The sequence below is a fragment of the Candidatus Saccharibacteria bacterium genome (assembly GCA_034521515.1).
Classification (GTDB): Bacteria; Patescibacteriota; Saccharimonadia; order Saccharimonadales; family JAXHMH01; genus JAXHMH01.
Window position 1 is genome coordinate 22,265 of record JAXHMH010000004.1, and the last position, 23,497, is coordinate 45,761.

A 23,497-nucleotide genomic window follows, 5' to 3' on the forward strand; every position below is an offset into this window, starting at 1 on the left:
GCGGGTACTATTAAAAGAGAACTATAGGGGGTAAAATGACAAAATCAAAACGAATTTTTACGATTGTATTAGCGTTCGTATTCCTAATTACATCAGTTGCATTTACAGCACTGGTTATTCTTCAAACAACAAGAGACGATCAAGATCCAAGCTCTAACGAACTTGACTCATCCGATATTGAGCAACTCCAAAATAATCAACCACAGGAGGGCATGTTACAGGGTACACAGCTAGAGGGATTTGAACCGATCGAAGACGTCAGTGAGCTGCAAGTCATAGATATTGAGGAAGGAAATGGCGAAGAAGTACAGCCTGGTGCGGGTGTGACCGCACATTATACCGGGGCAATTGCCAGTACGGGAGTTATATTCCAAAGTTCTTATGACACCGGGCAAGCTGTACCGTTTAGCTTGGACGGCGTTATTGAGGGCTGGACAGAAGGCGTACCAGGTATGAAGGTTGGGGGTAAACGTCGATTAGTCATCCCGGCAGCTCAAGCGTATGGTAACCAGTCGCCATCGCCAGATGTACCAGCAAACTCAGATCTAGTGTTTGATATTGAAGTGTTAGAGGTAGAGCAATAAAAAGAAAGGAAAATGCAAAAAAACACAACATGTATAGTATTGCATAAGCACGTATACGCTATATATAATAGACAAGACAATCACAAAAATAAGAACGAAAGGTTTCATAAAATGCCAAAAAACATCACTATTTTTACAACCAACACCTGCGCTTACTGCGTTATGGTAAAAAAATGGTTAAATGCCAAAGGGTTTAGTTACGAGGAGGTGAATCTTGATCAGGATCCATCACGTCAGTCTGAGGCTTTGGAGCTTAGCGGGGCTTTGACTGTGCCGGTTACGGTTGTTACGAAAGCTGATGATAGCCGGGATGTTATAGTCGGGTATAACCTTTCTCAGCTTGCTCCAGCAGTCTCTTAGAGTCTAAGGCTCGGACTGCTATACTGATAAATGATGAGCAGGCTGTTGTTTGGCTGTAGTCCGGACAGACAAGCAGGTAATAATGAAAAAAGGGATGACTAAGATATGGCTGAACGAGAGATACATGATGTAGTGATTGTAGGAGCTGGTCCTGCGGCACTCAGCGCGGCGATTTATACAACACGCGAAGACATCGATACGGTGATTTATGAAAAAGGCGTCATTGGCGGTTTGGCTGCAGTTACCGATTGGGTAGACAATTATCCTGGTTTTGCTCAGGGTGTGGCTGGAATGGAGCTGGCTGAAAGCCTGCAAAAGCAAGCCGAACGGTTTGGGACTGATATTCGGCTTGGTGAAGTGTTGAGTATTCACGATGAAGGAGAGCTTAAGCGTTTAGAGACGACTGACGGTGAAGTTTACGCGCGAACAATCCTCATTACCACCGGTAGCGATTATAAGAAATTAGGTATACCGGGTGAGTCGGAATATTATGCACGCGGTGTACATTATTGTGCCACGTGCGACGGCGCTTTTTACCGGGATAAACGAGTGGTGGTAGTCGGTGGTGGAAATTCTGCAGTACAAGAAGCTATGTTTTTAACAAAGTTCGTTTCACACATAGATTTGCTTGTTCGTAGCGACAAATTCCGGGCATCTGAAATTCTACAGGAAGAACTCAAGAAACACACTGATAAGATTACGGTGCACTTCAATACGACAACAGACGAGATTATCGGTGAAAACGGCAAAGTTACCAAAGTTGTAGGTACTGACAAAAAGACGAACAAGAAAGTCGAGTTTCCAACAGACGGTGTCTTTGTGTTTATCGGCCTTAAGCCAAATACACAATTTTTAAAAGATTCTGACGTGTTATTGGATGAGATTGGAATGGTAATCACCAATGCGTATTTAGAGACAAACGTCAAAGGCGTATTTGCAGCAGGCGACGTGCGATCCGGTGCGACAATGCAAATTGCCAGTGCGACTGGCGAGGGAGCAACAGCTGCGCTTATGATACGAAAATATCTCGAACCCCATCATATGTAAAATATTGCAAGAATTTTACTATACAAATTAACTGATAATTTATAGTATAAATAAGCAATTAAAGGAGGTGGTGAAATGAGTGGAGAACAGATACTTTTGCTGCATTCCCGAGCTGACAGAGCACTCAGAAGTCTCCTTGAAAATCGACTAGAAAAATCTGGCGTCACAATTATGGAGTGGCTCGTGTTATCGATAATTTCGCGTAGTCCAAAAACTGGATTGAGTATGTCAGAGCTCGCCGCAACGCTCGGCGTAACACTGCCACAGGTAACGGCACTCATGACTGGTGTAGTGAAAAAGAAGTACGTACGTCTAAAAACTCAGCCTAGAGATCGCCGTAGTCGCCATGCACTCCTAACTAGTAAAGGTGCCTCTGTTGCTGAAAATGCGAAAGCTGACATTGACGCCGTTTTGAAAGACACATTAAGCGAAATAACAGCTGATCAGGAAAAAGCATATCTTACGGTGCTTGAACAAATTGCTCGACACAATATTGCTTAAATTGTTTTGGAGTAACCAAGATCAGTTGGTACTGCATTAGTTTATTCGGTGTGGTATCCAGGGAAGTGATCGGCGACGATACGGTATTTTTCTACACCGTTTCTTTGTAGGTTATGTGTTAGGTCTTTGGTAATTTCTTCTGGCCCGGATATAAAGAATACAGTGTTGGGTCGGTTATCGGATAACTCGCTAAGCTTGGTAGCGTCGAGCTTTCCGCTGTATCCTGACCACTTTTTATGCGGTTGAGATAGCACGAGCGTCAGATTTGAAGCGGCGGAAGTTAAAGTGTCTAAAAACACCAGATCTGATTGTTTTCGGGCGGCGTATACTACTTGTATTGTGCGGCGCTCACGGGTGTGCTTGAGCCATGTTAGAATGCTCCGCACAGGCGTTATACCAACACCTATTGCCACAAAGACTAAAGGGATAGTTGAATCTTTTGGGAGTACAAAATCTCCCATCGGTTGACTGATGGTGACATTGTCACCAGGTTTCAGATTAACAAGGGCTTGTTTGTAAGGGCTACTTTTTTCGTGAATTTTTGTGGTGATCGCAATAAGTTCTTCGCTTGGCGAAGAAGAAAGCGTAAACCACCGCTGGTCGTTGTTAAGTCGGTCGGTCTGAGGCAATGTTAAGCCTATAAATTGTCCGGCGTCATACCGAATTCTCTGTGATGGTCTAAACCAAAACGACTGAATGTCATCGGCTAAATGTTCTTTTTTGACAAGTGTTGCTTGCATATATATCTCTACTTTGAGTAGTATAGTTTACTCTAGGCGGCACAACAAACGTTGACACAAGCCTACCAACTAGTGTCGGTAATTGTTTAATTATTTTATAAACTTATCGGGGTTATCGGTGCAAATACCGGCTCTTGGGTAAAAAAGCCTTATAAACCAAAAGGTCAGTCGGTTGTTAACAGTCCATACATATAGATTTAGCTTGTAGTGATTTGCGAGCCAGTAAGTAAGCGGATTAAGAATCCAGAAATTTAGACCTACGCCTTGTAAGCGTAATTTACGAGCTACAGAAATAGCCTCAATTGGATGGTTTTTTTCTAGGAAATACGTGGATAATGTAGGCTCCAATCGTTTAATTAATTTTAGCTCTCGTCGCTTGAAGGAACCTATGCGTATATCTCGGTTAGCTTGATCATATAAGGCATCTGATAATAGTTGAGCGCAGCCAGCCGCTTTAATTTCGATAATGAGTGGTGTGTTACCGGTACATTTAAGAACAGTATCAAGTGTCGGGATGGTCATGCCGCCAATAAGTTTGATGTGTTGAAGTTGCGACAGTGTTAACCTACTGATTTTGCCAGGGTGATTGGCTAACCTGTTTAGGTTTGCGTCGTGAAATACTACAAGATGATTATCTTTGGTTTTGCGGATATCAAATTCAATCGCATCAACTCCAAGCTGCGCGGCGTGAGTAAGGCTCTCAGCGGTGTTTTCCAGTACATTACCTGAAGCACCGCGATGTCCGATGATTTCCATTGGCTTTAGTGTACAATATATATGAAATATACGAAGTAAAAGGAGTAAAAAATGAGCAATGTCAGCTATGGAGATGACGCCCCGAACGTCGTAAATGTAATAATTGAAATTCAAAAAGGCAGCCGTAACAAAATTGAAGTTGATAAAGATACGGGTCGGCTTTTCTTGGATCGTGTAAACGGAACCTTGCTTGGTTATCCAGCAGATTACGGTTATGTACCTGATACACTTTGTGACGACGATGATCCATTAGATGCGTTGCTTATTATTGACGAATCGGTTCCGCACGGCGTGGTGGTTCCGAGCCGGCCGATTGGTGTCTTATATTTTGAAGATGACGGCGAAATGGACGAGAAACTTATTTGTGTACCGGCTGACGACATCAGCAAGGATCATATTAAAACGCTCGATGATCTTGGAGAAGCTTTTAAAAAGAACATCGAGCACTTTTATTCACACTATAAAGACTGGAAGAAGAACTGGAAGGGTGTTAGCGCAGAATTGAAAGGTTGGGGCGACCCATCAGATGCCAAGAAAGTCATACAAGACTCCATAGCACGCGTAAAATAGTGAATACAACTTGATATTACTCAAGCATAACCGTTACAATACCACTTGAAGTTATACAACAACTACAGGGGGTATATGTGAAGACGCGAGTAGCAATTAATGGATTTGGCCGGATCGGACGAAACGCCTTTAAGGTTGCGTTTGAACGGGCGGATATGGAAGTGGTCGCTATCAACGATTTAACGGACACGAAGACACTAGCACACTTATTGAAACACGACAGCAATTACGGAACTTATCAGCACGAAGTCGACTTTGACGATAAGGGTATTATTGTCAAAGGAAAACATATAAACGTGTTGGCACAAAAAGATCCGGCCGTACTTCCTTGGGAAGAGTATAAAGTCGATGTGGTGATCGAATCTACTGGGTTTTTCGTAAAACCCGAGCTTGCCAAAGCGCACATTGATGCCGGGGCAAAGAAGGTCGTCATAAGTGCACCAGCCAAGGGCGAGGGCGCAACAACAATTGTGCTTGGCGTAAACGAGGATAAGCTCGAGACGGCTGAAGATGTTATTAGCAATGCTTCCTGTACCACCAACTGCATCACACCAGTTGCTGCAGTAATTGAAAACAATTTTGGCATAGATAAAGCCATGATGACTACAGTGCACAGCTATACCGCCAGCCAAAATTTGCAGGACGCTCCTTCTAAGGATTTGCGCACTGCTCGAAACGCTGCTGAAAATATCGTTCCTACCACAACCGGTGCATCAATTGCAGCCGGTAAAGCATTGCCAGCATTGGAAGGTATATTTGGCGGCATGAGCGTCCGCGTACCTACACCAGTTGTTTCGCTTAGTGATTTTGTGATTATTACTAAAAAACAGGTGACAGTCGAGGAAGTGAATGAGGCTTTCAAGAAAGCTGTCGAAGAGCCATATTATCAGGGGGTTCTAGCGGTTACTGAGGAAGAATTAGTCAGCAGTGATTTTATCGGCAATAGTCACTCTGCCATTGTTGATCTTAACCTGACTGCAGTTGTCGGTGACAATATGCTTAAAGTAGTTGCTTGGTATGACAACGAATGGGGTTACAGTAACCGTTTGGTAGAAGTTGTAGCTGACACCGGCCGCATGTTACATAAGAAGTAGAGTCATGAGATTAGAGACTAGAGATCAGGAAAAAGACAAGAAAATTCCCGGAAGACCAGCCGGATTCTCTAGACTCTTGTCTCCATTCTCTTGCCTCCAGCTTTCAGGAGGCAAAGCCTCATGAAAATTTACGTGGGTGCCGATCACAATGGCTACAGATTAAAGGAATTATTAGAGAAGCATTTAAACAGACTTGGGTATGATGTAGCCGACGATGGCGATAAAAAAATGGATCCGGCTGATGATTTTCCAGTTTTTGCACAGAAGGTTGTAAAAGATGTCCTTAGCGCTGACGACAAAGATGCCAGAGGTATATTACTGTGTGGCAGTGGACAGGGTATGTGTATGACGGCAAATCGCTTTAAGGGTATTCGGGCAGCTTTATTGTTTGACTATGAATCGGCTCGATCTTCACGGAATGACGACAACAGTAATATTGCTTGTTTGCCGGCTAATTCGTTAGAACCAGCAGAAGCTTTTGATATCTTGGAAACTTGGCTAAATACACCGTTTGAAGGTGCTAGACGGTTTGTCAGGCGTATTCAAGCGATGGATGAGATGAACTAACCATGCCGATTATTTGTCCCGCAATACTAGCCGAAGAACCGCATGCCTTCCGAGAACAAATGGAGCGAGTTGCGCCGTTTGCTCAGCGTGTTCAAATAGATTTGACAGATGGCGAGTTTGCCCCGAGCAGAACTGTGAATATTGAGAATGTTTGGTGGTTAAAAACGGTGATTGCTGATTTACACCTTATGTATAAAAAACCAGCCTTAGTTTTAGATAAGGCAATCAGTCTACAGCCTCATATGATTATCCTGCATGCCGAATCAGAAGGAGATTTCGTAGACATGGCTGAGAAGCTGAGAGATCATCATATTAAGGCAGGCGTGGCTCTACTCCCTGAGACAGAGGTTTCAGATATTGAGCCATCATTGAGCGTAATCGATCATGTCATGATTTTTTCAGGTGATTTAGGCCGTTTTGGAGGTCAGCCTGACATGACGTTACTAAAAAAGGTGAAGTCACTCAAGAAACTTAAGCCAGAGCTAGAAATTGGCTGGGATGGTGGAGTAACAACTAAAAATATAAAACAACTTGTTGACGGCGGCATTGATGTGCTTAACGTCGGTGGGTTTATTCAACATGCCAATAACCCTGAACAAGCTTATGGTAAACTAGTAACAGTACTAGAAGCATGAGAGATAGCGTATGACACAAAAATTGACAATTTCCCAGCTTGAAAAAAAAGCGCTCGACGTCCGTAAAGACATTATAAGCATGCTCGAGCATGCTGGTAGTGGTCATAGTGCCGGACCGCTTGGGCTGGCAGATATATTTACTGCATTGTATTTTGACATCCTCAAGCACGATCCTAAAAAACCGGACTGGGATCAAAGGGATATATTGCTATTGAGTAATGGCCATTGCGTACCCGTACGCTACACTGTTATGGCGCATGCCGGGTACTTTGATAAGAAGGAGCTTATGACGCTTCGTCAACTAGGGTCGCGGCTGCAAGGACATCCAGAACGTGAAAAATTGCCAGGCATGGAAAACACTAGCGGGCCATTAGGTTGCGGATTGAGTCAGGCTGCAGGTATGGCACTTGCCATGCGTATGAATCAAGAGCATCATCGTTGGTTGTATGTTGTGATGGGTGATGGCGAGCTAGACGAAGGTAATATATGGGAAGCGGCTATGCTGGCTGCTAAATATCGGTTGAATAATATTATCGGAATTATTGATCGGAACAACATTCAGATCGACGGGCCGACAGAAAACATTATGCCGCTTGAGGAGCTGAAGGCTAAGTGGGAAGCTTTTGGTTGGCATGTAATTGAGATTGACGGGAACAACATAGAGATGGTGATTGATGCGTGTGCTATGGGAAGGGCTGTGGTTGAACAACCAGTAATGATTATCGCGCACACGGTGCCTGGTAAGGGCGTCGGTTTTATGGAATATGATTTTCACTGGCATGGTGCGCCGCCAAATCACGAACAAGCGGTTACTGCGCTGAAAGAACTGCGTACACTAAAAGGGAAAATTAGGGGTGAACATGAGTAGTCGCTCGCATACACGAAATTATGTGCGCTTTTCTGCCGGGAAATCGCTGAAGTCGATTTCTCGGAGAGCGCTAGCAACCCATAATTTCGTTGTACGCTCGCTTGCTCAAAATACAAGGCGTGCGTTTCGCGCAGGTAGTCTTGCGACTACACTGGCTGCACTACACTGGATCCACTTTTTTGACAGTAACTCGCTTAGACAGAATGGGGTGTGTAATGTCTGATTTGCACTTATGCGATATAAGTAAAGAGCTTGAGAATGAGCCAATTCGCAAGGGATTTGGACGTGGCCTTAAACGAGCAGCCCAAATTGATGAGCACGTAGTTGCAGCCTGTGCCGATTTGACTGAATCTACCCAGATGCACTTGTTTCGCGACGCGTTCCCCAATCGGTTTATCGAAGTTGGTGTCGCTGAACAGAATCTTGTGACAGTTGGATCAGGTCTTGCAGCAATGGGGAAAGTCCCGTTCGTAAGCAGTTACGCGGCTTTTAGCCCCGGCAGGAACTGGGAGCAAATCAGAACGACAATTTGCTTGAATAATCAGCCGGTAAATATTGTTGGTTCGCATGCTGGAGTATCGGTGGGACCCGACGGAGCGACCCATCAAATGCTTGAGGATATAGCATTGATGCGAGTGCTGCCAAATATGGTGGTTGTGTCGCCGGCTGATAGCGTAGAAGCCGAAAAGGCAACTTTAGCGCTGGCTGCTGACAAGCGACCGTCGTATCTCCGTTTGGCTCGTGAAGCAACACCAATTATCACCACCGAGAAAACTCCTTTTACTCTTGGTAAGGCGTATGTCATGGCACAAGGTAACGACCTGACAATCATAGCCACCGGTACAATGACGTACCAGTCATTAGCTGCCGCCGAAAAACTGTTTAAAGACGGTATTGACGTTGAAGTTATTCATGTACCGACTATTAAGCCTCTTGATGAAAAGACTATTATAAAAAGTATTAAAAAAACCGGACACGTAATAACAGCTGAAGAAGCGCAAATCAATGGTGGGCTGGGTGGAGCTATTGCAGAGTTTGTTGGCGAAAATCATCCGGTACCACTTAAAAGGCTGGGTATGAAAGATCGTTTTGGGGAATCCGGTAAACCCGATGAGTTGCTGGAACATTTCGGACTAACCGCGAAACATATACGATTTGCAGCCCACCAAATGTTGGATGAAAAATAACTAAAGGGGATATCTGTATGCCATTATCACTAAATCAGATGCGCGAAAATTGTCAAAATGCTAGAGCAGCAATGAACCGCGCTCGAGAAGGAAAATATGCGCTCGGCGCGTTTAATTTGGATAACCAAGAGACGCTCAAAGCGGTTGTTAAAGCGGCTAAAGTTAAGAACGCACCGGTTTTAGTGGAAGTAAGCAATAGCGAGGTTGAGTCACTTGGTCTTGAGAATGTTCGCGATATGGTGGATAACTATAAACATGAGTACGGTGTGGAAATCTACGTAAATCTTGATCATAGTCCGACTGTTGCTGCGGCAATTGCTGGCATAGAGGCCGGCTTTGAATTTATTCACATTGATATATCGCAAGCTCGCAAGGATGCGGCAATCGATGAAATTATTACTGAAACCAAACAGATTGTTGACTATGCTAAGTTAACTGGTGCGTTAGTGGAGAGTGAGCCGCATTACTTTGGTGGAAGCTCCAACCTGCATACCGAAAAGATTAACTACAAAGAGATAAAAGAGACATTCAGTACACCCGAAGGGGCAAAAGCTTTCGTCGACGCGACCGGTATTGATACGTTTGCGGCGGCAGTGGGAAATTTGCACGGGAAGTATCCAGTACCTAAAAAGCTCGATCTAGACTTGCTTAAAGAGATTAGGGGGGCTATTGATTGCAATATTTCGCTACATGGTGGAAGCGGCACGCCTGGGCATTATTTTATTGACGCGGTAAAAATAGGTGTCAGTAAGGTTAATATAAACTCGGATATGCGTATTGCTTATCGCAAGACACTAGAACGCGTGTTAGAGGATAATCCGACAGAGTTCGCGGTTATAAAGTTGATGGATAAAGTTATAGATGCCGTACAGGCAGTTGTGGAAGAAAAAATCGATATGTTTAACGCAAGCGGCAAGGCTGTGATAGACTAGGCTTAAATATGAAAAGGTGGGTATAAAACAAAATGAGTCAATTTGACATTATCAGTGTGGGTGACATCGTTACAGACGCTTTTATTAAGCTATTGGACGATCAGGCGGCATCGTACAAAAATGAACACGGCAAGTGGTTAGCTATGCCATTTGGTAGCAAGCTGCCGTTTGATCATGCTGACATTATCCAGGCGGTCGGTAATGCACCAAATGCGTCGGTTGGTTTTTCTCGTCTTGGACTGAAAAGTGGTTTGGTGTCTAACGTCGGGGGCGACCAGGCAGGTCGGGATATGATTGCAAAACTTACTTCAGAAAAAGTAGATCACAGATTTGTCAGAGTCAACCCAGATATGGATAGCAACTATCACTACATACTTTGGTATAAAGAAGAACGAACTATTTTGATCAAACACGAGGAGTATGACTACCATTGGCCTCAATTTAAGTCAGATGAAACTCCGGAATGGATATACTTTAGCTCAATCAGCCGTAATGCACTTGTTATGCATGACACCATTGCTGAATGGCTTGAGCAAAATCCTGACGTCAAGATGGCATTTCAACCAGGTACGTTTCAGATTGAGATGGGTGCGGGTAGGCTAGCTAACCTATATGCCAAAACTGCGGTACTACTTTTAAATCGTGAAGAAGCGGTTATCGTTTCTGGTGGAAACTATGATGACATTCATGATTTATTTGATCGGTTACACCAACTTGGCCCGCAGGTGGTTGTGATAACTGATGGCCCAGATGGTGCCTACGCCAGCGATGGCGAAGAGCGATATAAAATGCCGGCTTACCCGGATCCAGCACCGCCACTTGAGCGCACCGGTGCCGGTGATGCGTTTTCTTCGGCATTTGTAGCGGCGCTTGTAAAAGGTAATAACATTGAGGGTGCACTGCAGTGGGCTCCGATAAACTCTATGAACGTTGTGCAACACGTTGGAGCGCAGGAAGGGTTATTGAGCGAAGACAAGGTTGAGGAACTATTACAAAGAGCACCTGACTGGTATAAACCTCAAAAGATGTAGCCGTGAGCTGGTTATCCTTTGGTTACGGATTAATAATTCTTATGCTAATCTAGGTAGTAAGTATGTGCCGCATGATTTCTGAATTATTAGACGCCAAGGAGCCGATGTTTAAGTCGGCTTTATCACAGCTTGAACAAGCTACAGGAAACCAAAGTGTTGATGTTCGTCTGACAGCGGAGATTCTCGGAAAAGCACATTTACAGATGAAAAAACTGGGTCTCGATCCGAAGGACACGACCGGTAGAGAGTTATATCAAGCATTGCTTTCTATGGTGAAAAAACATGACGAATTTTTGGCAAAAACAATTGGCGGTAGCGATCCTACCGATGTGCAGGATTTGCTTCCACGATTAAAAAAGGCCGTAGAAAAAACAAAACAACCCAAAAAAGTGTGGGTTTTAAAAACAAGCGTCGCCAAGCGTTTGTTACGAAGCTCGCCGCCAAAACGTGTTATGGAACAGCTGGGGTATAAATCGGTTGATTCTATGATCAAACGTGAGCCAATTATGGAAATTTATGGGGCGTTAAGGTTTGCAGAAGATCCAGATTGGCTTAATCGGTTCCTTGGTAAATATACCCAATTAAGCCCAAGTGATTTTGAGGTTCGTGATATTCAGATCGTTGTCATGGATTCAAAAAAGTGGGGTTCTATTGCCGAGTCTTTTGTACGTAAGAAGCGGCACAACCTTACGCATCTCAAAGAGCTTGGTGTTATTTTAATGCTACCAATGCCAATCCGTCACATGAAAGGCATTACTATTACTGCTTTGCCTCTACTGTTGCATTATATGAATGAAATTAGATTGTACAGTGCTTTTTTTAAGATGCAGCAGGTCAAACCGGATTTTGGCGAAATTCTAGTCGACACACTAATAGCCGATCCTGATCACCATGCTGTTATGGCCGGCCACAAAATACACTGGCGAGTTATACAGAGGTATTTTGGTAAGTTAAAGCATGAACATCACCCGGAAATTTTTGAGCCGCATGTTCAACCTGAAGATTTGCATTGGCGAAAGGCAGAGGAAGTGCTGTATGAGATGGAGCCAGCACTTCATTTTTGGTATGACATGGATTACGTCGCCGTCATGAAAGATGGACAGCCGATGAGCTTTAGCCTTATGGACGTCGCCATCAGCTATGTGAACAACCTGCCGTATGAGGAACGTGCTATTTATCATATGCGAGAGTCGTTGTGGAATGAAATATTTATCAGGTATCTTGGACAAGAGGCGCTTGAATCACAAGTTCTAAAACAATTGGATAACGAAATGATTGATCCTGATGCTCTTGTAATGCAAGCCCGCTAACCGCAAAAGACGTAACTGGCTTGTGCAAGGGCTTTTTGTTTTCTTGATACAATATAACGATGGGCAAGTTTGCAATACAATCTAGCTACAAACCGACAGGTGATCAACCACAAGCGATTGCATCACTTACGGATAAGCTAAAAAGTAACACAAAAGAGCAGGTTTTACTTGGCGTAACCGGTTCCGGAAAAACGTTCACCATGGCTAATGTTATTCAAAATGTCAAAAGACCGACACTGGTTTTGAGTCATAATAAGACATTAGCCGCACAACTTTACAACGAGTTTAAAGCGTTTTTCCCAGATAACGCTGTGCACTACTTTGTTAGTTACTTTGATTATTACCAACCAGAGGCCTATATACCGCGCAGTGACACCTATATTGAAAAAGATAGTCAAATTAACGAAGAGATTGACCGGCTTAGACACGCTGCGACTGATGCATTATTATCTCGACAAGACGTCATAATTGTTGCGAGCGTCAGTTGTATATACGGCATTGGCTCGGTTGAAGATTACGGCGGTTTGTCTATTGAGGTTAAACGAGGCTCGCGGCGAGTTCGTGACAAACTGTTGCGACAGTTAACAGACATCCAATACCAGCGGAACGATATCGATTTCCATCGTGGGACATTTCGGGTTCGCGGCGATGTAGTAGACGTGTTTCCGGCCGGTGAAGAAGTGGCGTACCGGATTGAATTTTTTGGAGATGAAATAGAGCGTATCACCAGACTTGATCCGCTGACCGGTGAACTACTTGCAAGCTTGGAAGACTTAAAAATATTTCCCGGCTCCCACTACGTAACCCCGCACGATAAATTGAAAGTCGCGCTTGGTAAGATTGAGCACGAGCTTGATGAGCGACTTCGTTATTTCAAGAATAACGGGCAGTTATTGGAGGCACAACGCTTACAGCAGCGTACTCGCTTTGATATTGAAATGTTAGAAGAGACAGGTTTTGTAAAGGGTATTGAAAATTACAGTCGATATCTCACGAACCGCGAGCCGGGTGAGCAGCCGGCTACATTGCTCGATTATTTTCCGGATGACTACTTAATGTTTATTGATGAATCGCATATGACGATACCGCAAATCCGCGGCATGTACAATGGTGATCGAGCTCGAAAAGAAGTGTTGGTTGAGCATGGTTTTCGGCTGCCAAGTGCGCTCGATAATCGGCCGCTTACGTTTACCGAATTCGAAAAGCATAAGAACCAAGTGGTGTATGTGAGCGCAACGCCCGCAGACTACGAATTGCAAAGAAGTCCAACACCTGTTCAGCAGGTAATACGCCCAACGGGGCTCACCGATCCGGTAATCGATGTACGGCCTACCGAGGGGCAAGTTGACAACTTGATTGATGAGATTAGAAGTACTGTCTCCAAACGACAACGGGTTCTAGTTACGACTCTTACAAAACGTATGGCAGAAGATCTAACTGAGTATCTGCAGGATATACAGATAAAAGTAACTTACCTTCATAGTGATATTGATACACTGGAACGTACCGATATTTTGCGAGATTTACGGCTAGGTACTTATGATGTTGTGGTCGGCATAAACCTTTTGAGGGAGGGTCTAGATTTGCCAGAAGTAAGTCTGGTGGCTATTTTAGATGCCGACAAGGAAGGCTTTTTACGCAGCGAACAAGCCCTCATTCAGACGGTCGGCCGTGCTGCTCGCCACATTGAAGGCCGGGTGATTATGTACGCCGACTCAATAACTAAAAGCATGAGGCAAACAATAGACGAAACTGACAGACGGCGGGCGATCCAGGAAGCCCACAATAAAAAGCATGGCATCACGCCTAAAGGAATCGCTAAAGCCGTTGGCGAAGGTATGCGTCCGGAGTTACCAGAGGAAGCAAAGAAGGCTAAGCTCGACCTGAAAAAGATACCAAAAGATGAGTACAGTCATCTAATAAAAGACTTAACTGCTCAGATGGATTTGGCGGCAGCAAACCTAGAATTTGAAAAAGCTGCCGAACTTCGGGACATCGTGGACGATATAAAACAGAAGCTATGAAGGGAGCCGCTTTAAATCATGGATTTATATCTTTGGTAGGCGGTGTTATACTAGTCTAAATGGCGAAACTTACTGACGAAGATGTCTTAAAATTGGCTCAGCTTTCACGGTTACGGTTATCACTTGATGACGTGCAGCGTTTTAAGAGTGAAATATCTACAATATTAAGTTACGTTGAACAGTTAAAATCGGTTGATCTTGACGATCTACCTCCGACTGATCAAGTTACTGGCCTCAAGAACGTAACACGACCAGATGTTGTGCGTGACTATAAGGTGGCACCAGAGCAGCTACTAGAAAATGCACCGGCACTTGAAAAAGGCCAGATTAAAGTAAGGAAAGTACTATGAGTGCGCAAGATGATGAGTGGCCGGCAGTAGCCGATATGGCTCGTTTGGTTCAGTCTGGGAAATCAACTGCTTTGAGTTATGTCGAGCGAGCCTTAAAAACTATCAAAGACAAACAAGAGTTTAATGCAGTTATTTCGCTAACGGCTGAGCGCGCAAAAAAACGCGCAAAAATGATTGACAGGCAGGTAAAAAACGGGGAACAGGTTGGTAGGCTAGCGGGCGTGCCGTTTATTGCCAAAGATAATTTCTTGGCCTTTGGGTCAGAAACGACTGCCGGCAGTAATATACTAAAAAACTTTAAAGCGCCATATCAGTCAACTGCAATCGAACGTTTGGAAGAAGAAGGAGCAATTCTAGTCGCTAAAGCAAATCTTGATGCTTTTGCGCATGGCTCCAGTACTGAGAATAGTGATTTTATGACGACCAAAAACCCACACGACAAAACGCGTGTACCCGGTGGTAGTAGTGGAGGATCGGCGGCAGCAGTTGTATTGAATATGGTTCCTTTTTCACTAGGTACTGATACAGGTGGTTCTATACGGTTGCCGGCTGCATTCTGCGGAGCAGTCGGCTATAAGCCGACATACGGCCTAGTTTCAAGAAGTGGAGTCGTCGCAATGGCAAGTAGCACCGATGTTATCGGTCCGCTAGCGAGGACAGTTGATGACGTAGCCTTAGTCTTGGATTGTATGTCTGGAAAAGACGAACTTGATAGCACTACAATCGATAGAGACAAGGATAGTTACGCAACTTTTGATAACAACTCACTGGAGAAAAAAACAATCGGCGTGATTAAGGAGTACTTATCTGAGGATCTCGATCCGCAGATAAAGGCTCGTATCGAGCAAGCAATCGCCAAAATACAAGAAGCTGGCCCCAAAATTAAAGAAGTTAGCCTACCGTCATTACCGTTAGCCTTGGCGGCCTATTACATTATCGTACCAGCAGAAGTAAGTAGTAATCTGAGTCGATACGATGGCCAGCGTTATGGATTTTCCAATCCTGAGGCTACTAATTTGGATGAAAGCTATAGTATGTCGCGCAGCACGGGGTTTGGCGATGAGGCAAAACGCCGGATTATGATAGGTACTTACGTACTTTCCAGTGGATACTACGATGCATATTACAAACGGGCTCAACGTTTGCGAACAAAGTTAATAAACGAGTATAAACAAGTGTTTGATACAGTCGATTTTTTGGTTGGCCCGACTGCTCCGACGACTGCTTTCCCGATTGGAGCGCTTGTAGACGATCCATTACAGATGTACTTGACCGATATAATGACAGTAGCCGCTAACTTAGTCGGAGTTCCGGCTATTAGTATTCCCGCCGGTAAAGTAGACAGTCTGCCAGTCGGGTTACAGCTTGTTGCTCCACAGCAAGCAGATAGAGCACTTCTAAGCTTCACCAAACAGATAGAGGAGGTAGTGCAATGAGCATGGAAGCGATAGTAATTAGTGTATTCACTGCGACTCTAACAACAGTACCGGCTATTCTTATTTACAGGAGGATTCCCAAAAAACTTAAAGTAGAAAAATACCAGGCAAAATGGAAAGAGTTGCAAGCGTTTTGTAAAGATAAAGATACCTGGAAAGAGGCTGTTATTGCAGCTGATGCCTTGTTGGAGGACGCGTTAAAACGACGTAAATTCAAAGGGAGCCGGATGGGGGAGCGACTTGTATCGGCGAAACCAAGACTAACCAATAATGACAGTGCTTGGTACGCACATAATCTATACAAGAAATTAGCTGGCGACCCGGAGTATAAGCTGAAAGAAGATGAAGTAAAAAAAGCCTTGCTTGGTTTTAGGCAAGCTTTACGTGACATAGGAGCCTTACCAGGTGAGCAGCAAAAAAAATAGCAATCAATATCTCCCAAGCATTGGAATCGAGTGCCATGTTCAATTAAAGACGCAAACTAAGTTGTTTGCCGCGATCAATAATGATGCTCGCCAAGCTGCCCCGAATACTCTCATAAGCCATATTTGTCTTGGCATGCCAGGATCATTGCCGGTATTAAATAAACAAGCGGTTAAGTTATCCATTAAAGCGTCGTTTGCGCTTAATACTCCTCCACAAAAACATACCAAATTTGACCGTAAGCACTATTTTTACCCGGATCTCCCTAAGGGCTATCAGATAACCCAGCTGGATGAACCGATCGTACTTGGTGGTCACGTTGATATACCGGTCGAAGGGGATGTTAGGCGGATAGGTATAACCCGAGCTCATCTTGAAGAGGATGCGGGCAAAAACACACACCCTGCCGGTAAAGAATACAGTCTAGTCGACTTAAACAGAGCCGGTACGCCGCTGCTGGAAATTGTTTCTGAACCGGATATGCATAGCGCCGATGAAGCTAGACTATTTGCAAGAGAATTATATCTGCTCATGCGTTATGCGGGAGTAAGCGACGCTGACTTATATCACGGGAATATGCGATTTGACGTTAACGTGAGTCTTAGTGATGATCCGGATCGTCTTGGCACACGGACAGAGACAAAAAATCTCAACAGTTTCCGAAGTGTTGAACGGGCGGTTGAATACGAAATAAAGCGCCAGACAGAACTTCTGGACAAAGGCCAAGTGATAGTCCAGGAGACACGTGGATGGGATGATGCCAAGCAAAAAACTGTCAGCCAACGGGGTAAAGAATTCGCTCACGATTACCGGTATTTCCCAGATCCGGATATACCGCCAATCGTACTGGATAGCGACATGATTGAGGAGGTACGACAGACTATGCCGGTACTTCCCGGAGAGTGGCGCAAACGTCTTTGCGAGTTGGAGCTTGACGCTAGTCAGGTCGAGACGTTATTAGAGGCTGAGATTGATTGGAAAGATAGCAGTTTTCTGGGTCAAATTGCAAAAAATATGAAAGATCCATTATTCGCTAAAACTCTTGCCAACTGGTATGTAAATTTAGAGATCCCACTTCGGCGAGACGAGAGCAAAAGCGTGCAACTTACAGACGATAACGCCCGCGAGCGTTTGTACAAAGAGGTTTATGATCTAATTCAAGATAATAAACTAAGCTCTACAAATGCAAAAGCGCTCATTACCACGGTACTAACATCGGGTGCCGACCCAAAAAATTATGAAAAATATGCAACCGAACAAGGCTTTGTACAAGTGTCTGATGAAGGCGAAATATCTAGTATAGTTAAAAAAGTTATATCTGAGAATAATCAAGCAGCCCTAGATGTCCAGAATGGTGAACTAAAGGCTATTGGTTTTTTGGTTGGTCAGGTCATGAAAGCCTCACAAGGAAAAGCTAATCCTGAAATGGCGCAAAGGTTAATTAAAGAACAATTAGGAGTCGAAAGATGAGTACACACAAAGGTAGACCTGTCAGGAAAGCCGTTATCGCGGCTGCTGGGTTTGGTACGCGGTTTCTGCCGCAAACCAAAGCGATGCCGAAAGAAATGATGCCTTTGATTGATAAGCCGGTCATCCAGTATATCGTTGAAGAACTTGTTGATGCTGGCGTGGAAGACATAGTTATTGTAACTGGTTACCATAAACGTTCAATCGAGGATCATTTTGATAGCATGAGTGCCGACCTACGCGAAAATTTAGAAATGGGCGGAAAGGACAAGTTATTAAAACAAACACAAGGTATATCTGAGCTCGCTAATTTCGCATACATACGTCAAAAAGGGCCTTATGGTAACGGAACTCCAATGTTAAACGCTGAACATCTTATCGGCGACGAACCATTTATCTACACCTGGAGTGATGATTTTTTCGTGGCTCAGCCCAGCAGATTCAAACAAATGATACAAGTACATAAAGAGTATGGCTGTAGTGTTATGAGTGCACTAACTGCGTCTAGTGACAGCGATTATGATCGGTATGGCTTTGCTGCGGGAAACGAAATTAGCCCAGGTGTCATTGATACCACCGATATAGTTGAAAAACCGGGTAAGCAACACGCCCCATCGAATTTAGCTACGGTCAGTGGTTTTTTGTTAACACCAGATGTTTTTCCATATTTACACAAAGCCAGAAACGACCTGCAAAAAGGAAAAGAGTTGTACGGCAATGATGCGATTAAATTAATGATTGACGATGGTAAGCGTGTTTTAACCTACAAAGTTGATAACGGCACTTATTACGATGCTGGTGATAAATTAGGTTACTTGAAAACGATTGTTGATTTTGCAATGGAACACGATGAGTTAAAAAATGACTTTACGAGCTACATAAGAGAAAAATTTAACCGCTAGTATAGCCAGTTAGTGTATACTGGCACTGTATGGATACATCACTACAAATACTTGTAATCATTATTTCCTTGACGCTTGGGGTATTTCTGGTGGTCAGCATTGTAGCAATGGTTAAAGTCGTTAAGCTGGTTAATGTACTTCAACGAATTGCCGAACAAACGGAGAACTTGGTTGAGAAAGCTAATTCTGTGGGCGAAATTCTTAAAAAATCCGCAGGGCCAGTCGCTGTCGGTCGGTTTGTTACACACATTACCAATGCTGTATTGAACAGAGATAAATCTAATAAGAAGAAGGAGCGTTAGTAATGGCAAAAAAACGAGGAAGCAATCTTGCACTAGGAGCAGTTGTCGCTGCTGGGGCAGGCTACGTTGCGGGGCTATTGACTGCACCAAAGAGCGGTAAAGAAACCCGTAAAGATGTAAAAAACGCTGCAAATAAAGCTAGAGCCGAGTCTGAGAAGAAGCTCAAAGAAGCGTATGGAGAGTTGTCAAAACTCGTCACAAGGGCTAAACAAAAATCTACCCTAACTACGGATAAGGCCAAATCCGAGGTAAATAAAGCCGTGGAGCGTGCTCAGGCTGCTATGGATAAAACAGGTGTGCTATTGAGCGCTGTTCGCGAAGGCGAAACCGATGACAAGGAGCTACAAAAAGCAATCAAAGAGGCAAAAGATGCCGCTAAGCACTTGAAAACATACCTTTCTTCAGATGACAGCAAAAACACCGAAAAGTAGCGATTACGAGCGGATTGGCCGCTCAATGATGCAGATTTACGAGGGTGGATACGCCAATCGTAAGCGTATGTATCGAATAACCTTTATTAAAGGTTTACTGGCAGGTTTTGGCAGTGTTATTGGTGCAACGTTAATTGTGGCGATTGTGTTGTGGGTATTGTCTCTTCTAGGGAGTGTTCCGTTTATTGATTCGATCCGAGAAACTATTGAAACCCAGCAGCCGAACGGGTTTTAACTGTTGTAATTATAAACATCGTAACTTTCCTACAAATTGTCTACAATAGGGGCAAGCAGGAGGCTATTTATAGAAGTGAGTTCAAGCATTTCGCCAAAAGATTTCGTTCATCTACATAATCATACACAGTACAGCTTGCTTGACGGACTAACTAAAGTTCCTGAGTTAGTTGAAAGAGTTTCTGAATTAGGTATGGAAGCCGTTGCCATGACTGATCATGGAACGCTTTCCGGCGTGGTCGAATTCTATAAAGTGAGCGGCGACAAAGCAATTAAGCCAGTAATCGGTATGGAAACATATATTGCAGCGCGTAAGCATACAGACAAAGATTCTGCCAAAGATAAACAAAACTACCATTTAATATTGTTAGCCATGAACCAGACAGGTTACCAAAACCTCATGAGGCTGTCTACCATTGCTAACCTTGACGGCATGTATTATAAACCGCGCATTGATCGTGATTTGCTGGAGAAGTACAACGAAGGGCTTATCGTGCTTAGTGGCTGTATTGGAAGCGAACTCGGTGATTCGTTACGTCAGAATCAATACGAGCACGCCAAAAAAACAGCAATATGGTATAAGAAAATTTTTGGAGATAGGTATTATATAGAACTGCAAGATCATGGGCATCCTGATCATCCAAGCAAATGGAATGAGCAAGTAGAGGTAAATACAAAATCTATTGAGTTGGCCGATGAGTTAGATATTGAATGTGTCGTAACTTGTGATGCCCACTATTTAAAAAAAGAGGATAAGGAAGCACATGAGACGCTTCTGTGTGTTCAAACTGGCTCATTTTTAATTGATGAAAAGCGTATGAGTTTGGCGGATTTTGAATTGTATGTATCGGATCCAAAGGACATCATAAAGAGGTGGGGCAAAGATCATCCAAAATCAATAAAAAATACTAGGGCTATAGCTGATCGTTGCCATGTTGAATTGGAACTTGGAAAGATATTGATCCCTAAATTCCCTGTACCTAAAGGATATAGTGAAAAATCCTATCTTGAAAAACTTGTATTTGAAGGGCTCATGCTTAGATATGGCAGAAAAACAGGACTAGGTACAACTAGCTCAAAAACAAACACAATCAAACAGCAGCTACCGGATGAAGTTCGAACTAGAGCCGAGTATGAATTGGGTGTAATTGAGCAGATGGGTTTTAGTGGCTACTTTTTAATTGTGTCCGATTTTATTCTATGGGGAAAACAACAGGGGATTGTGTTTGGCCCAGGAAGAGGGTCTGCGGCAGGTTCAATAATAGCCTACGCTTTAGAAATAACTGAACTAGATCCTTTGGCTTACGATTTGCTGTTCGAACGTTTCTTAAACCCCGATCGTATTAGCATGCCGGATATTGACATTGATATACAAGATAACCGGCGAGACGAAGTTATTCAATACTGCATAGATAAATATGGAGCTGATAAGGTAGCCAATATTGTTACATTTGGCAAGATGGCTGCTAGGAATGCAGTTCGCGACGTATCTCGGGTACTGCAAGTGCCATACGCCGAAGCCGATCGTTTGGCTAAGATGATACCGCCACCTGTACAAGGAAGGCATATTCCCTTGAAAACATCACTGCAAGAAAACGAAGATCTTAAACGTGAGTACGAGACCAATGAAACGGCTGCTAGAGTTTTTGATTTAGCGATTCAACTGGAAGGTACCATTAGGAGTCATGGTGTTCATGCTGCAGGGGTAGTTATTGCGCCGGATGATATTGTCAAGTTTGCTCCACTTGAGATGGCACAAAAAGGAGTTGTATCAACTCAATATCCGATGAATCCAATCGAAGACCTGGGGTTGCTTAAGATGGATTTTTTGGGATTATCCAACCTGACTATAATTCGAAATACCTTACGTATTATCAGGAAAGTTCACGAAACCGAACTGGATTTAAACAAACTACCGTTGGATGATGAAAAGACCTACGAACTCTTGAGCCGCGGCGATACAACCGGTGTTTTTCAGCTAGAATCATCCGGAATGAAACGTTATTTACGAGAACTTAAACCAACCGTATTTGAAGATATCGTTGCCATGTGTGCGCTCTATCGTCCAGGTCCGCTTGGAGCCGGGCTGACGGACAGTTTTGTTAAACGTAAAAATGGTGTAGAGGATGTTAGCTATGATCATCCATCTATGAAGCCGGCGCTTGAGACCACCTATGGTGTGCTCGTATATCAAGAACAAGTGATGCAGATTTCTAAGGAAGTCTGCGGTTTTAGCGGTGGTCAAGCTGACACTTTACGTAAAGCAATCGGTAAAAAAATTCGTGAAGTTATGTCGAAGATGGAAACAGAGTTTATTGAAGGGGGAGTAAAGCACTCCGGTGTACCAAAACAAACCATGGAACAGTTCTGGAAACATCTTCTGGGATTTGCCGACTACTGTTTCAATAAATCGCACTCGGCGTCTTATGCTCTGATAGCTTATTGGACGGCATACCTTAAAGCCCACTATCCAGCAGCTTTCATGGCAGCACTTATGACAAGCGATTTTGACGACACTGACCGATTATCTATTGAGATTACAGAGTGTAAGCACATGGGATTGGATGTACTGCCGCCTGATGTTAACGAATCGTTCGTAGAGTTTGCGGTTGTGCCCGGAACAGATCAGATTAGGTTTGGCATGGCGGCGATTAAAAATGTTGGAACCGGAGCAGTTGAAGAAATTTTAAGGGTACGGAAAGAGCAGAAATTTGATAGCTTAGAAGATTTTTTTACAAGAGTGAATATCCGTATTGTGAACCGGAAAGCTGTGGAAAGTTTAATTAAAGCCGGTGCATTTGACAGGTTCGCAAACAGAAGCGTTTTACTTGCTAACATCGAGACATTAATGGCTTATGCTGCCCGCGTACAGAAACAAGCAGCAAGTGGGCAGACTGATTTGTTCGGGAATGATATTGAAGGGAATATTCAACCAAAATTGCAGCTAGAAAACGGCGAAACACATACGCAGCATGAGGTACTTGTTTGGGAGCGTGAATTACTTGGTCTTTATCTTTCACAGCACCCTCTTCAATCGTACGAAGCATTATTAAATGAAAAAGCCGTACCACTCAATTCAATCACCCGCGAGCTTGAAGGAATGACAGTACATATAGGTGGTTTAATTTCTGAGATGCGGGAAATAACCACCAAAAACGGCCAGAGTATGGCGTTTGTTAAAATTGCCGATCATCTTGGAGAAATCGAGTTAATTTTATTCCCTAACATGTATCAACAGACCACTGGTATATGGGATCGGGATAAAGTTGTTTTAGTCAAAGGAAAAGTTAGTGCAAAAGATCGTGACGGCAATCCGTCCGACGAAATAAAAATATTGGTATCCGACGCGCGAGAAGTTACGTACGAACAAGCCGTTGCATATGTCCCGACCGGTAAAGCTGCAAAAGTTCCCAAGCCGAGAACTAATAAAAGACCTGATGACAGAAATGCTGTCAATAATTCTATTGCCGATGTGAGTAAGCGCGATAGGAAAGTTTACGTTCGACTCGAGAGTAGTGCCGATCATCAACGCCTTATGAAGCTTAAAACAGTGATTGATATGAACCGAGGAGGTACCGAAGTTGTACTTGTGCTTGGGGCAGCTGATAAAAAGCAAATTATTAAATTACCTACCCGGGTAGAGTCATCAGAGTCTAGTATAAGTGAGCTTAGTAAGATAGTTGGTCGCGAAAACGTAAAATTACACTAGTGTTACCGTACCCCTGATGGGATATTTGTGGACTAAG

25 protein-coding genes are annotated in these 23,497 nt (G+C 43.7%); 23 read left to right on the top strand and 2 right to left on the bottom strand.

The window, feature by feature from the left end; all coding sequences use genetic code 11:
* Window positions 1-35: 35 nt before the first annotated feature.
* The 4 genes from U5K77_03905 to U5K77_03920 all read left to right on the top strand — a co-directional run bounded on the left by U5K77_03905 (window position 36) and on the right by U5K77_03920 (window position 2,492).
* On the top strand, window positions 36-584 hold the full coding sequence (locus tag U5K77_03905; protein ID MDZ7744868.1) for an FKBP-type peptidyl-prolyl cis-trans isomerase: 549 nt from the start codon (window positions 36-38) through the stop codon (window positions 582-584).
* Window positions 585-695: 111 nt separating this feature from the next.
* Window positions 696-944 (top strand): glutaredoxin family protein, encoded by a 249-nt coding sequence (locus U5K77_03910; protein MDZ7744869.1) that lies wholly within the window; start codon window positions 696-698, stop codon window positions 942-944.
* Window positions 945-1,049: 105 nt separating this feature from the next.
* Entirely contained in the window at window positions 1,050-1,991 is a 942-nt protein-coding gene (gene trxB, locus U5K77_03915; GenBank protein ID MDZ7744870.1) for a thioredoxin-disulfide reductase, read from the top strand.
* A gap of 75 nt (window positions 1,992-2,066) precedes the next feature.
* Window positions 2,067-2,492: a MarR family transcriptional regulator gene (locus U5K77_03920; GenBank protein ID MDZ7744871.1), complete on the top strand. Its 426-nt coding sequence runs from the start codon at window positions 2,067-2,069 to the stop codon at window positions 2,490-2,492.
* Window positions 2,493-2,533: 41 nt separating this feature from the next.
* On the opposite strand, the gene U5K77_03925 is transcribed toward U5K77_03920, so the two are convergent.
* Entirely contained in the window at window positions 2,534-3,232 is a 699-nt protein-coding gene (locus U5K77_03925; GenBank protein MDZ7744872.1) for an FAD-dependent oxidoreductase, read from the bottom strand.
* 90 nt (window positions 3,233-3,322) lie between these two features.
* Window positions 3,323-3,988, bottom strand: a complete 666-nt coding sequence (locus U5K77_03930) for a glycerophosphodiester phosphodiesterase family protein (GenBank protein ID MDZ7744873.1) — start codon at window positions 3,986-3,988, stop codon at window positions 3,323-3,325.
* Between the two features lie 51 nt (window positions 3,989-4,039).
* Between U5K77_03930 and U5K77_03935 the strand changes: the two genes are divergently transcribed.
* From U5K77_03935 to dnaE, 19 genes are all read left to right on the top strand, one after another.
* On the top strand, window positions 4,040-4,558 hold the full coding sequence (locus U5K77_03935; GenBank protein ID MDZ7744874.1) for an inorganic diphosphatase: 519 nt from the start codon (window positions 4,040-4,042) through the stop codon (window positions 4,556-4,558).
* Window positions 4,559-4,635: 77 nt separating this feature from the next.
* Window positions 4,636-5,652 (top strand): type I glyceraldehyde-3-phosphate dehydrogenase, encoded by a 1,017-nt coding sequence (gap, locus tag U5K77_03940; GenBank protein MDZ7744875.1) that lies wholly within the window; start codon window positions 4,636-4,638, stop codon window positions 5,650-5,652.
* Between the two features lie 120 nt (window positions 5,653-5,772).
* Window positions 5,773-6,219: an RpiB/LacA/LacB family sugar-phosphate isomerase gene (locus tag U5K77_03945; protein MDZ7744876.1), complete on the top strand. Its 447-nt coding sequence runs from the start codon at window positions 5,773-5,775 to the stop codon at window positions 6,217-6,219.
* A gap of 2 nt (window positions 6,220-6,221) precedes the next feature.
* The gene (locus U5K77_03950) at window positions 6,222-6,854 is read left to right on the top strand and encodes a hypothetical protein (protein ID MDZ7744877.1); all 633 of its coding nucleotides are present in this window, start codon (window positions 6,222-6,224) and stop codon (window positions 6,852-6,854) included.
* Between the two features lie 10 nt (window positions 6,855-6,864).
* Window positions 6,865-7,722 (top strand): transketolase, encoded by an 858-nt coding sequence (locus tag U5K77_03955; GenBank protein ID MDZ7744878.1) that lies wholly within the window; start codon window positions 6,865-6,867, stop codon window positions 7,720-7,722.
* Window positions 7,723-7,937: 215 nt separating this feature from the next.
* Complete coding sequence (locus U5K77_03960; GenBank protein MDZ7744879.1) at window positions 7,938-8,909, top strand: transketolase family protein; 972 nt, start codon at window positions 7,938-7,940, stop codon at window positions 8,907-8,909.
* 17 nt (window positions 8,910-8,926) lie between these two features.
* Window positions 8,927-9,841, top strand: a complete 915-nt coding sequence (locus U5K77_03965; GenBank protein MDZ7744880.1) for a class II fructose-bisphosphate aldolase — start codon at window positions 8,927-8,929, stop codon at window positions 9,839-9,841.
* 32 nt (window positions 9,842-9,873) lie between these two features.
* Complete coding sequence (locus U5K77_03970) at window positions 9,874-10,872, top strand: carbohydrate kinase family protein (GenBank protein MDZ7744881.1); 999 nt, start codon at window positions 9,874-9,876, stop codon at window positions 10,870-10,872.
* A 71-nt stretch (window positions 10,873-10,943) separates the two neighbouring features.
* Window positions 10,944-12,182, top strand: a complete 1,239-nt coding sequence (locus U5K77_03975) for a hypothetical protein (protein ID MDZ7744882.1) — start codon at window positions 10,944-10,946, stop codon at window positions 12,180-12,182.
* A gap of 59 nt (window positions 12,183-12,241) precedes the next feature.
* The gene (gene uvrB / locus U5K77_03980; protein MDZ7744883.1) at window positions 12,242-14,206 is read left to right on the top strand and encodes an excinuclease ABC subunit UvrB; all 1,965 of its coding nucleotides are present in this window, start codon (window positions 12,242-12,244) and stop codon (window positions 14,204-14,206) included.
* Between the two features lie 59 nt (window positions 14,207-14,265).
* Complete coding sequence (gatC, locus tag U5K77_03985; protein ID MDZ7744884.1) at window positions 14,266-14,556, top strand: Asp-tRNA(Asn)/Glu-tRNA(Gln) amidotransferase subunit GatC; 291 nt, start codon at window positions 14,266-14,268, stop codon at window positions 14,554-14,556.
* Window positions 14,553-15,992, top strand: coding sequence for an Asp-tRNA(Asn)/Glu-tRNA(Gln) amidotransferase subunit GatA (gene gatA, locus U5K77_03990; protein MDZ7744885.1), 1,440 nt, complete (start codon window positions 14,553-14,555; stop codon window positions 15,990-15,992). Before gatC ends, gatA begins: the two co-directional genes overlap by 4 nt.
* A gap of 2 nt (window positions 15,993-15,994) precedes the next feature.
* Window positions 15,995-16,417, top strand: coding sequence for a hypothetical protein (locus tag U5K77_03995; protein MDZ7744886.1), 423 nt, complete (start codon window positions 15,995-15,997; stop codon window positions 16,415-16,417).
* Window positions 16,398-17,885 carry an Asp-tRNA(Asn)/Glu-tRNA(Gln) amidotransferase subunit GatB gene (gatB, locus tag U5K77_04000; GenBank protein ID MDZ7744887.1) on the top strand — a complete coding sequence of 496 codons (1,488 nt, stop codon included), beginning with the start codon at window positions 16,398-16,400 and terminating at the stop codon, window positions 17,883-17,885. The genes U5K77_03995 and gatB overlap by 20 nt, the downstream gene beginning before the upstream one ends.
* Window positions 17,882-18,784, top strand: a complete 903-nt coding sequence (locus U5K77_04005) for a UTP--glucose-1-phosphate uridylyltransferase (GenBank protein ID MDZ7744888.1) — start codon at window positions 17,882-17,884, stop codon at window positions 18,782-18,784. The genes gatB and U5K77_04005 overlap by 4 nt, the downstream gene beginning before the upstream one ends.
* Window positions 18,785-18,813: 29 nt before the next feature.
* Window positions 18,814-19,086: a hypothetical protein gene (locus tag U5K77_04010; GenBank protein MDZ7744889.1), complete on the top strand. Its 273-nt coding sequence runs from the start codon at window positions 18,814-18,816 to the stop codon at window positions 19,084-19,086.
* A 2-nt stretch (window positions 19,087-19,088) separates the two neighbouring features.
* Entirely contained in the window at window positions 19,089-19,517 is a 429-nt protein-coding gene (locus U5K77_04015; GenBank protein MDZ7744890.1) for a YtxH domain-containing protein, read from the top strand.
* A complete protein-coding gene (locus U5K77_04020; protein ID MDZ7744891.1) occupies window positions 19,492-19,752 on the top strand; it encodes a DUF5665 domain-containing protein in 261 nt (86 codons plus the stop codon). Before U5K77_04015 ends, U5K77_04020 begins: the two co-directional genes overlap by 26 nt.
* A 75-nt stretch (window positions 19,753-19,827) precedes the next feature.
* Window positions 19,828-23,460, top strand: coding sequence for a DNA polymerase III subunit alpha (gene dnaE / locus U5K77_04025; protein MDZ7744892.1), 3,633 nt, complete (start codon window positions 19,828-19,830; stop codon window positions 23,458-23,460).
* Window positions 23,461-23,497 lie beyond the last annotated feature (37 nt).

Coding starts and splice junctions, on each gene's coding strand:
- U5K77_03905 (MDZ7744868.1), top strand. CDS start 36: ATGACAAAATCAAAACGAATTTTTACGATTGTATTAGCGTTCGTATTC.
- U5K77_03910 (MDZ7744869.1), top strand. CDS start 696: ATGCCAAAAAACATCACTATTTTTACAACCAACACCTGCGCTTACTGC.
- trxB (MDZ7744870.1), top strand. CDS start 1,050: ATGGCTGAACGAGAGATACATGATGTAGTGATTGTAGGAGCTGGTCCT.
- U5K77_03920 (MDZ7744871.1), top strand. CDS start 2,067: ATGAGTGGAGAACAGATACTTTTGCTGCATTCCCGAGCTGACAGAGCA.
- U5K77_03925 (MDZ7744872.1), bottom strand. CDS start 3,232: ATGCAAGCAACACTTGTCAAAAAAGAACATTTAGCCGATGACATTCAG.
- U5K77_03930 (MDZ7744873.1), bottom strand. CDS start 3,988: ATGGAAATCATCGGACATCGCGGTGCTTCAGGTAATGTACTGGAAAAC.
- U5K77_03935 (MDZ7744874.1), top strand. CDS start 4,040: ATGAGCAATGTCAGCTATGGAGATGACGCCCCGAACGTCGTAAATGTA.
- U5K77_03945 (MDZ7744876.1), top strand. CDS start 5,773: ATGAAAATTTACGTGGGTGCCGATCACAATGGCTACAGATTAAAGGAA.
- U5K77_03950 (MDZ7744877.1), top strand. CDS start 6,222: ATGCCGATTATTTGTCCCGCAATACTAGCCGAAGAACCGCATGCCTTC.
- U5K77_03955 (MDZ7744878.1), top strand. CDS start 6,865: ATGACACAAAAATTGACAATTTCCCAGCTTGAAAAAAAAGCGCTCGAC.
- U5K77_03960 (MDZ7744879.1), top strand. CDS start 7,938: ATGTCTGATTTGCACTTATGCGATATAAGTAAAGAGCTTGAGAATGAG.
- U5K77_03965 (MDZ7744880.1), top strand. CDS start 8,927: ATGCCATTATCACTAAATCAGATGCGCGAAAATTGTCAAAATGCTAGA.
- U5K77_03970 (MDZ7744881.1), top strand. CDS start 9,874: ATGAGTCAATTTGACATTATCAGTGTGGGTGACATCGTTACAGACGCT.
- U5K77_03975 (MDZ7744882.1), top strand. CDS start 10,944: ATGATTTCTGAATTATTAGACGCCAAGGAGCCGATGTTTAAGTCGGCT.
- uvrB (MDZ7744883.1), top strand. CDS start 12,242: ATGGGCAAGTTTGCAATACAATCTAGCTACAAACCGACAGGTGATCAA.
- gatC (MDZ7744884.1), top strand. CDS start 14,266: ATGGCGAAACTTACTGACGAAGATGTCTTAAAATTGGCTCAGCTTTCA.
- gatA (MDZ7744885.1), top strand. CDS start 14,553: ATGAGTGCGCAAGATGATGAGTGGCCGGCAGTAGCCGATATGGCTCGT.
- U5K77_03995 (MDZ7744886.1), top strand. CDS start 15,995: ATGGAAGCGATAGTAATTAGTGTATTCACTGCGACTCTAACAACAGTA.
- U5K77_04005 (MDZ7744888.1), top strand. CDS start 17,882: ATGAGTACACACAAAGGTAGACCTGTCAGGAAAGCCGTTATCGCGGCT.
- U5K77_04010 (MDZ7744889.1), top strand. CDS start 18,814: ATGGATACATCACTACAAATACTTGTAATCATTATTTCCTTGACGCTT.
- U5K77_04015 (MDZ7744890.1), top strand. CDS start 19,089: ATGGCAAAAAAACGAGGAAGCAATCTTGCACTAGGAGCAGTTGTCGCT.
- U5K77_04020 (MDZ7744891.1), top strand. CDS start 19,492: ATGACAGCAAAAACACCGAAAAGTAGCGATTACGAGCGGATTGGCCGC.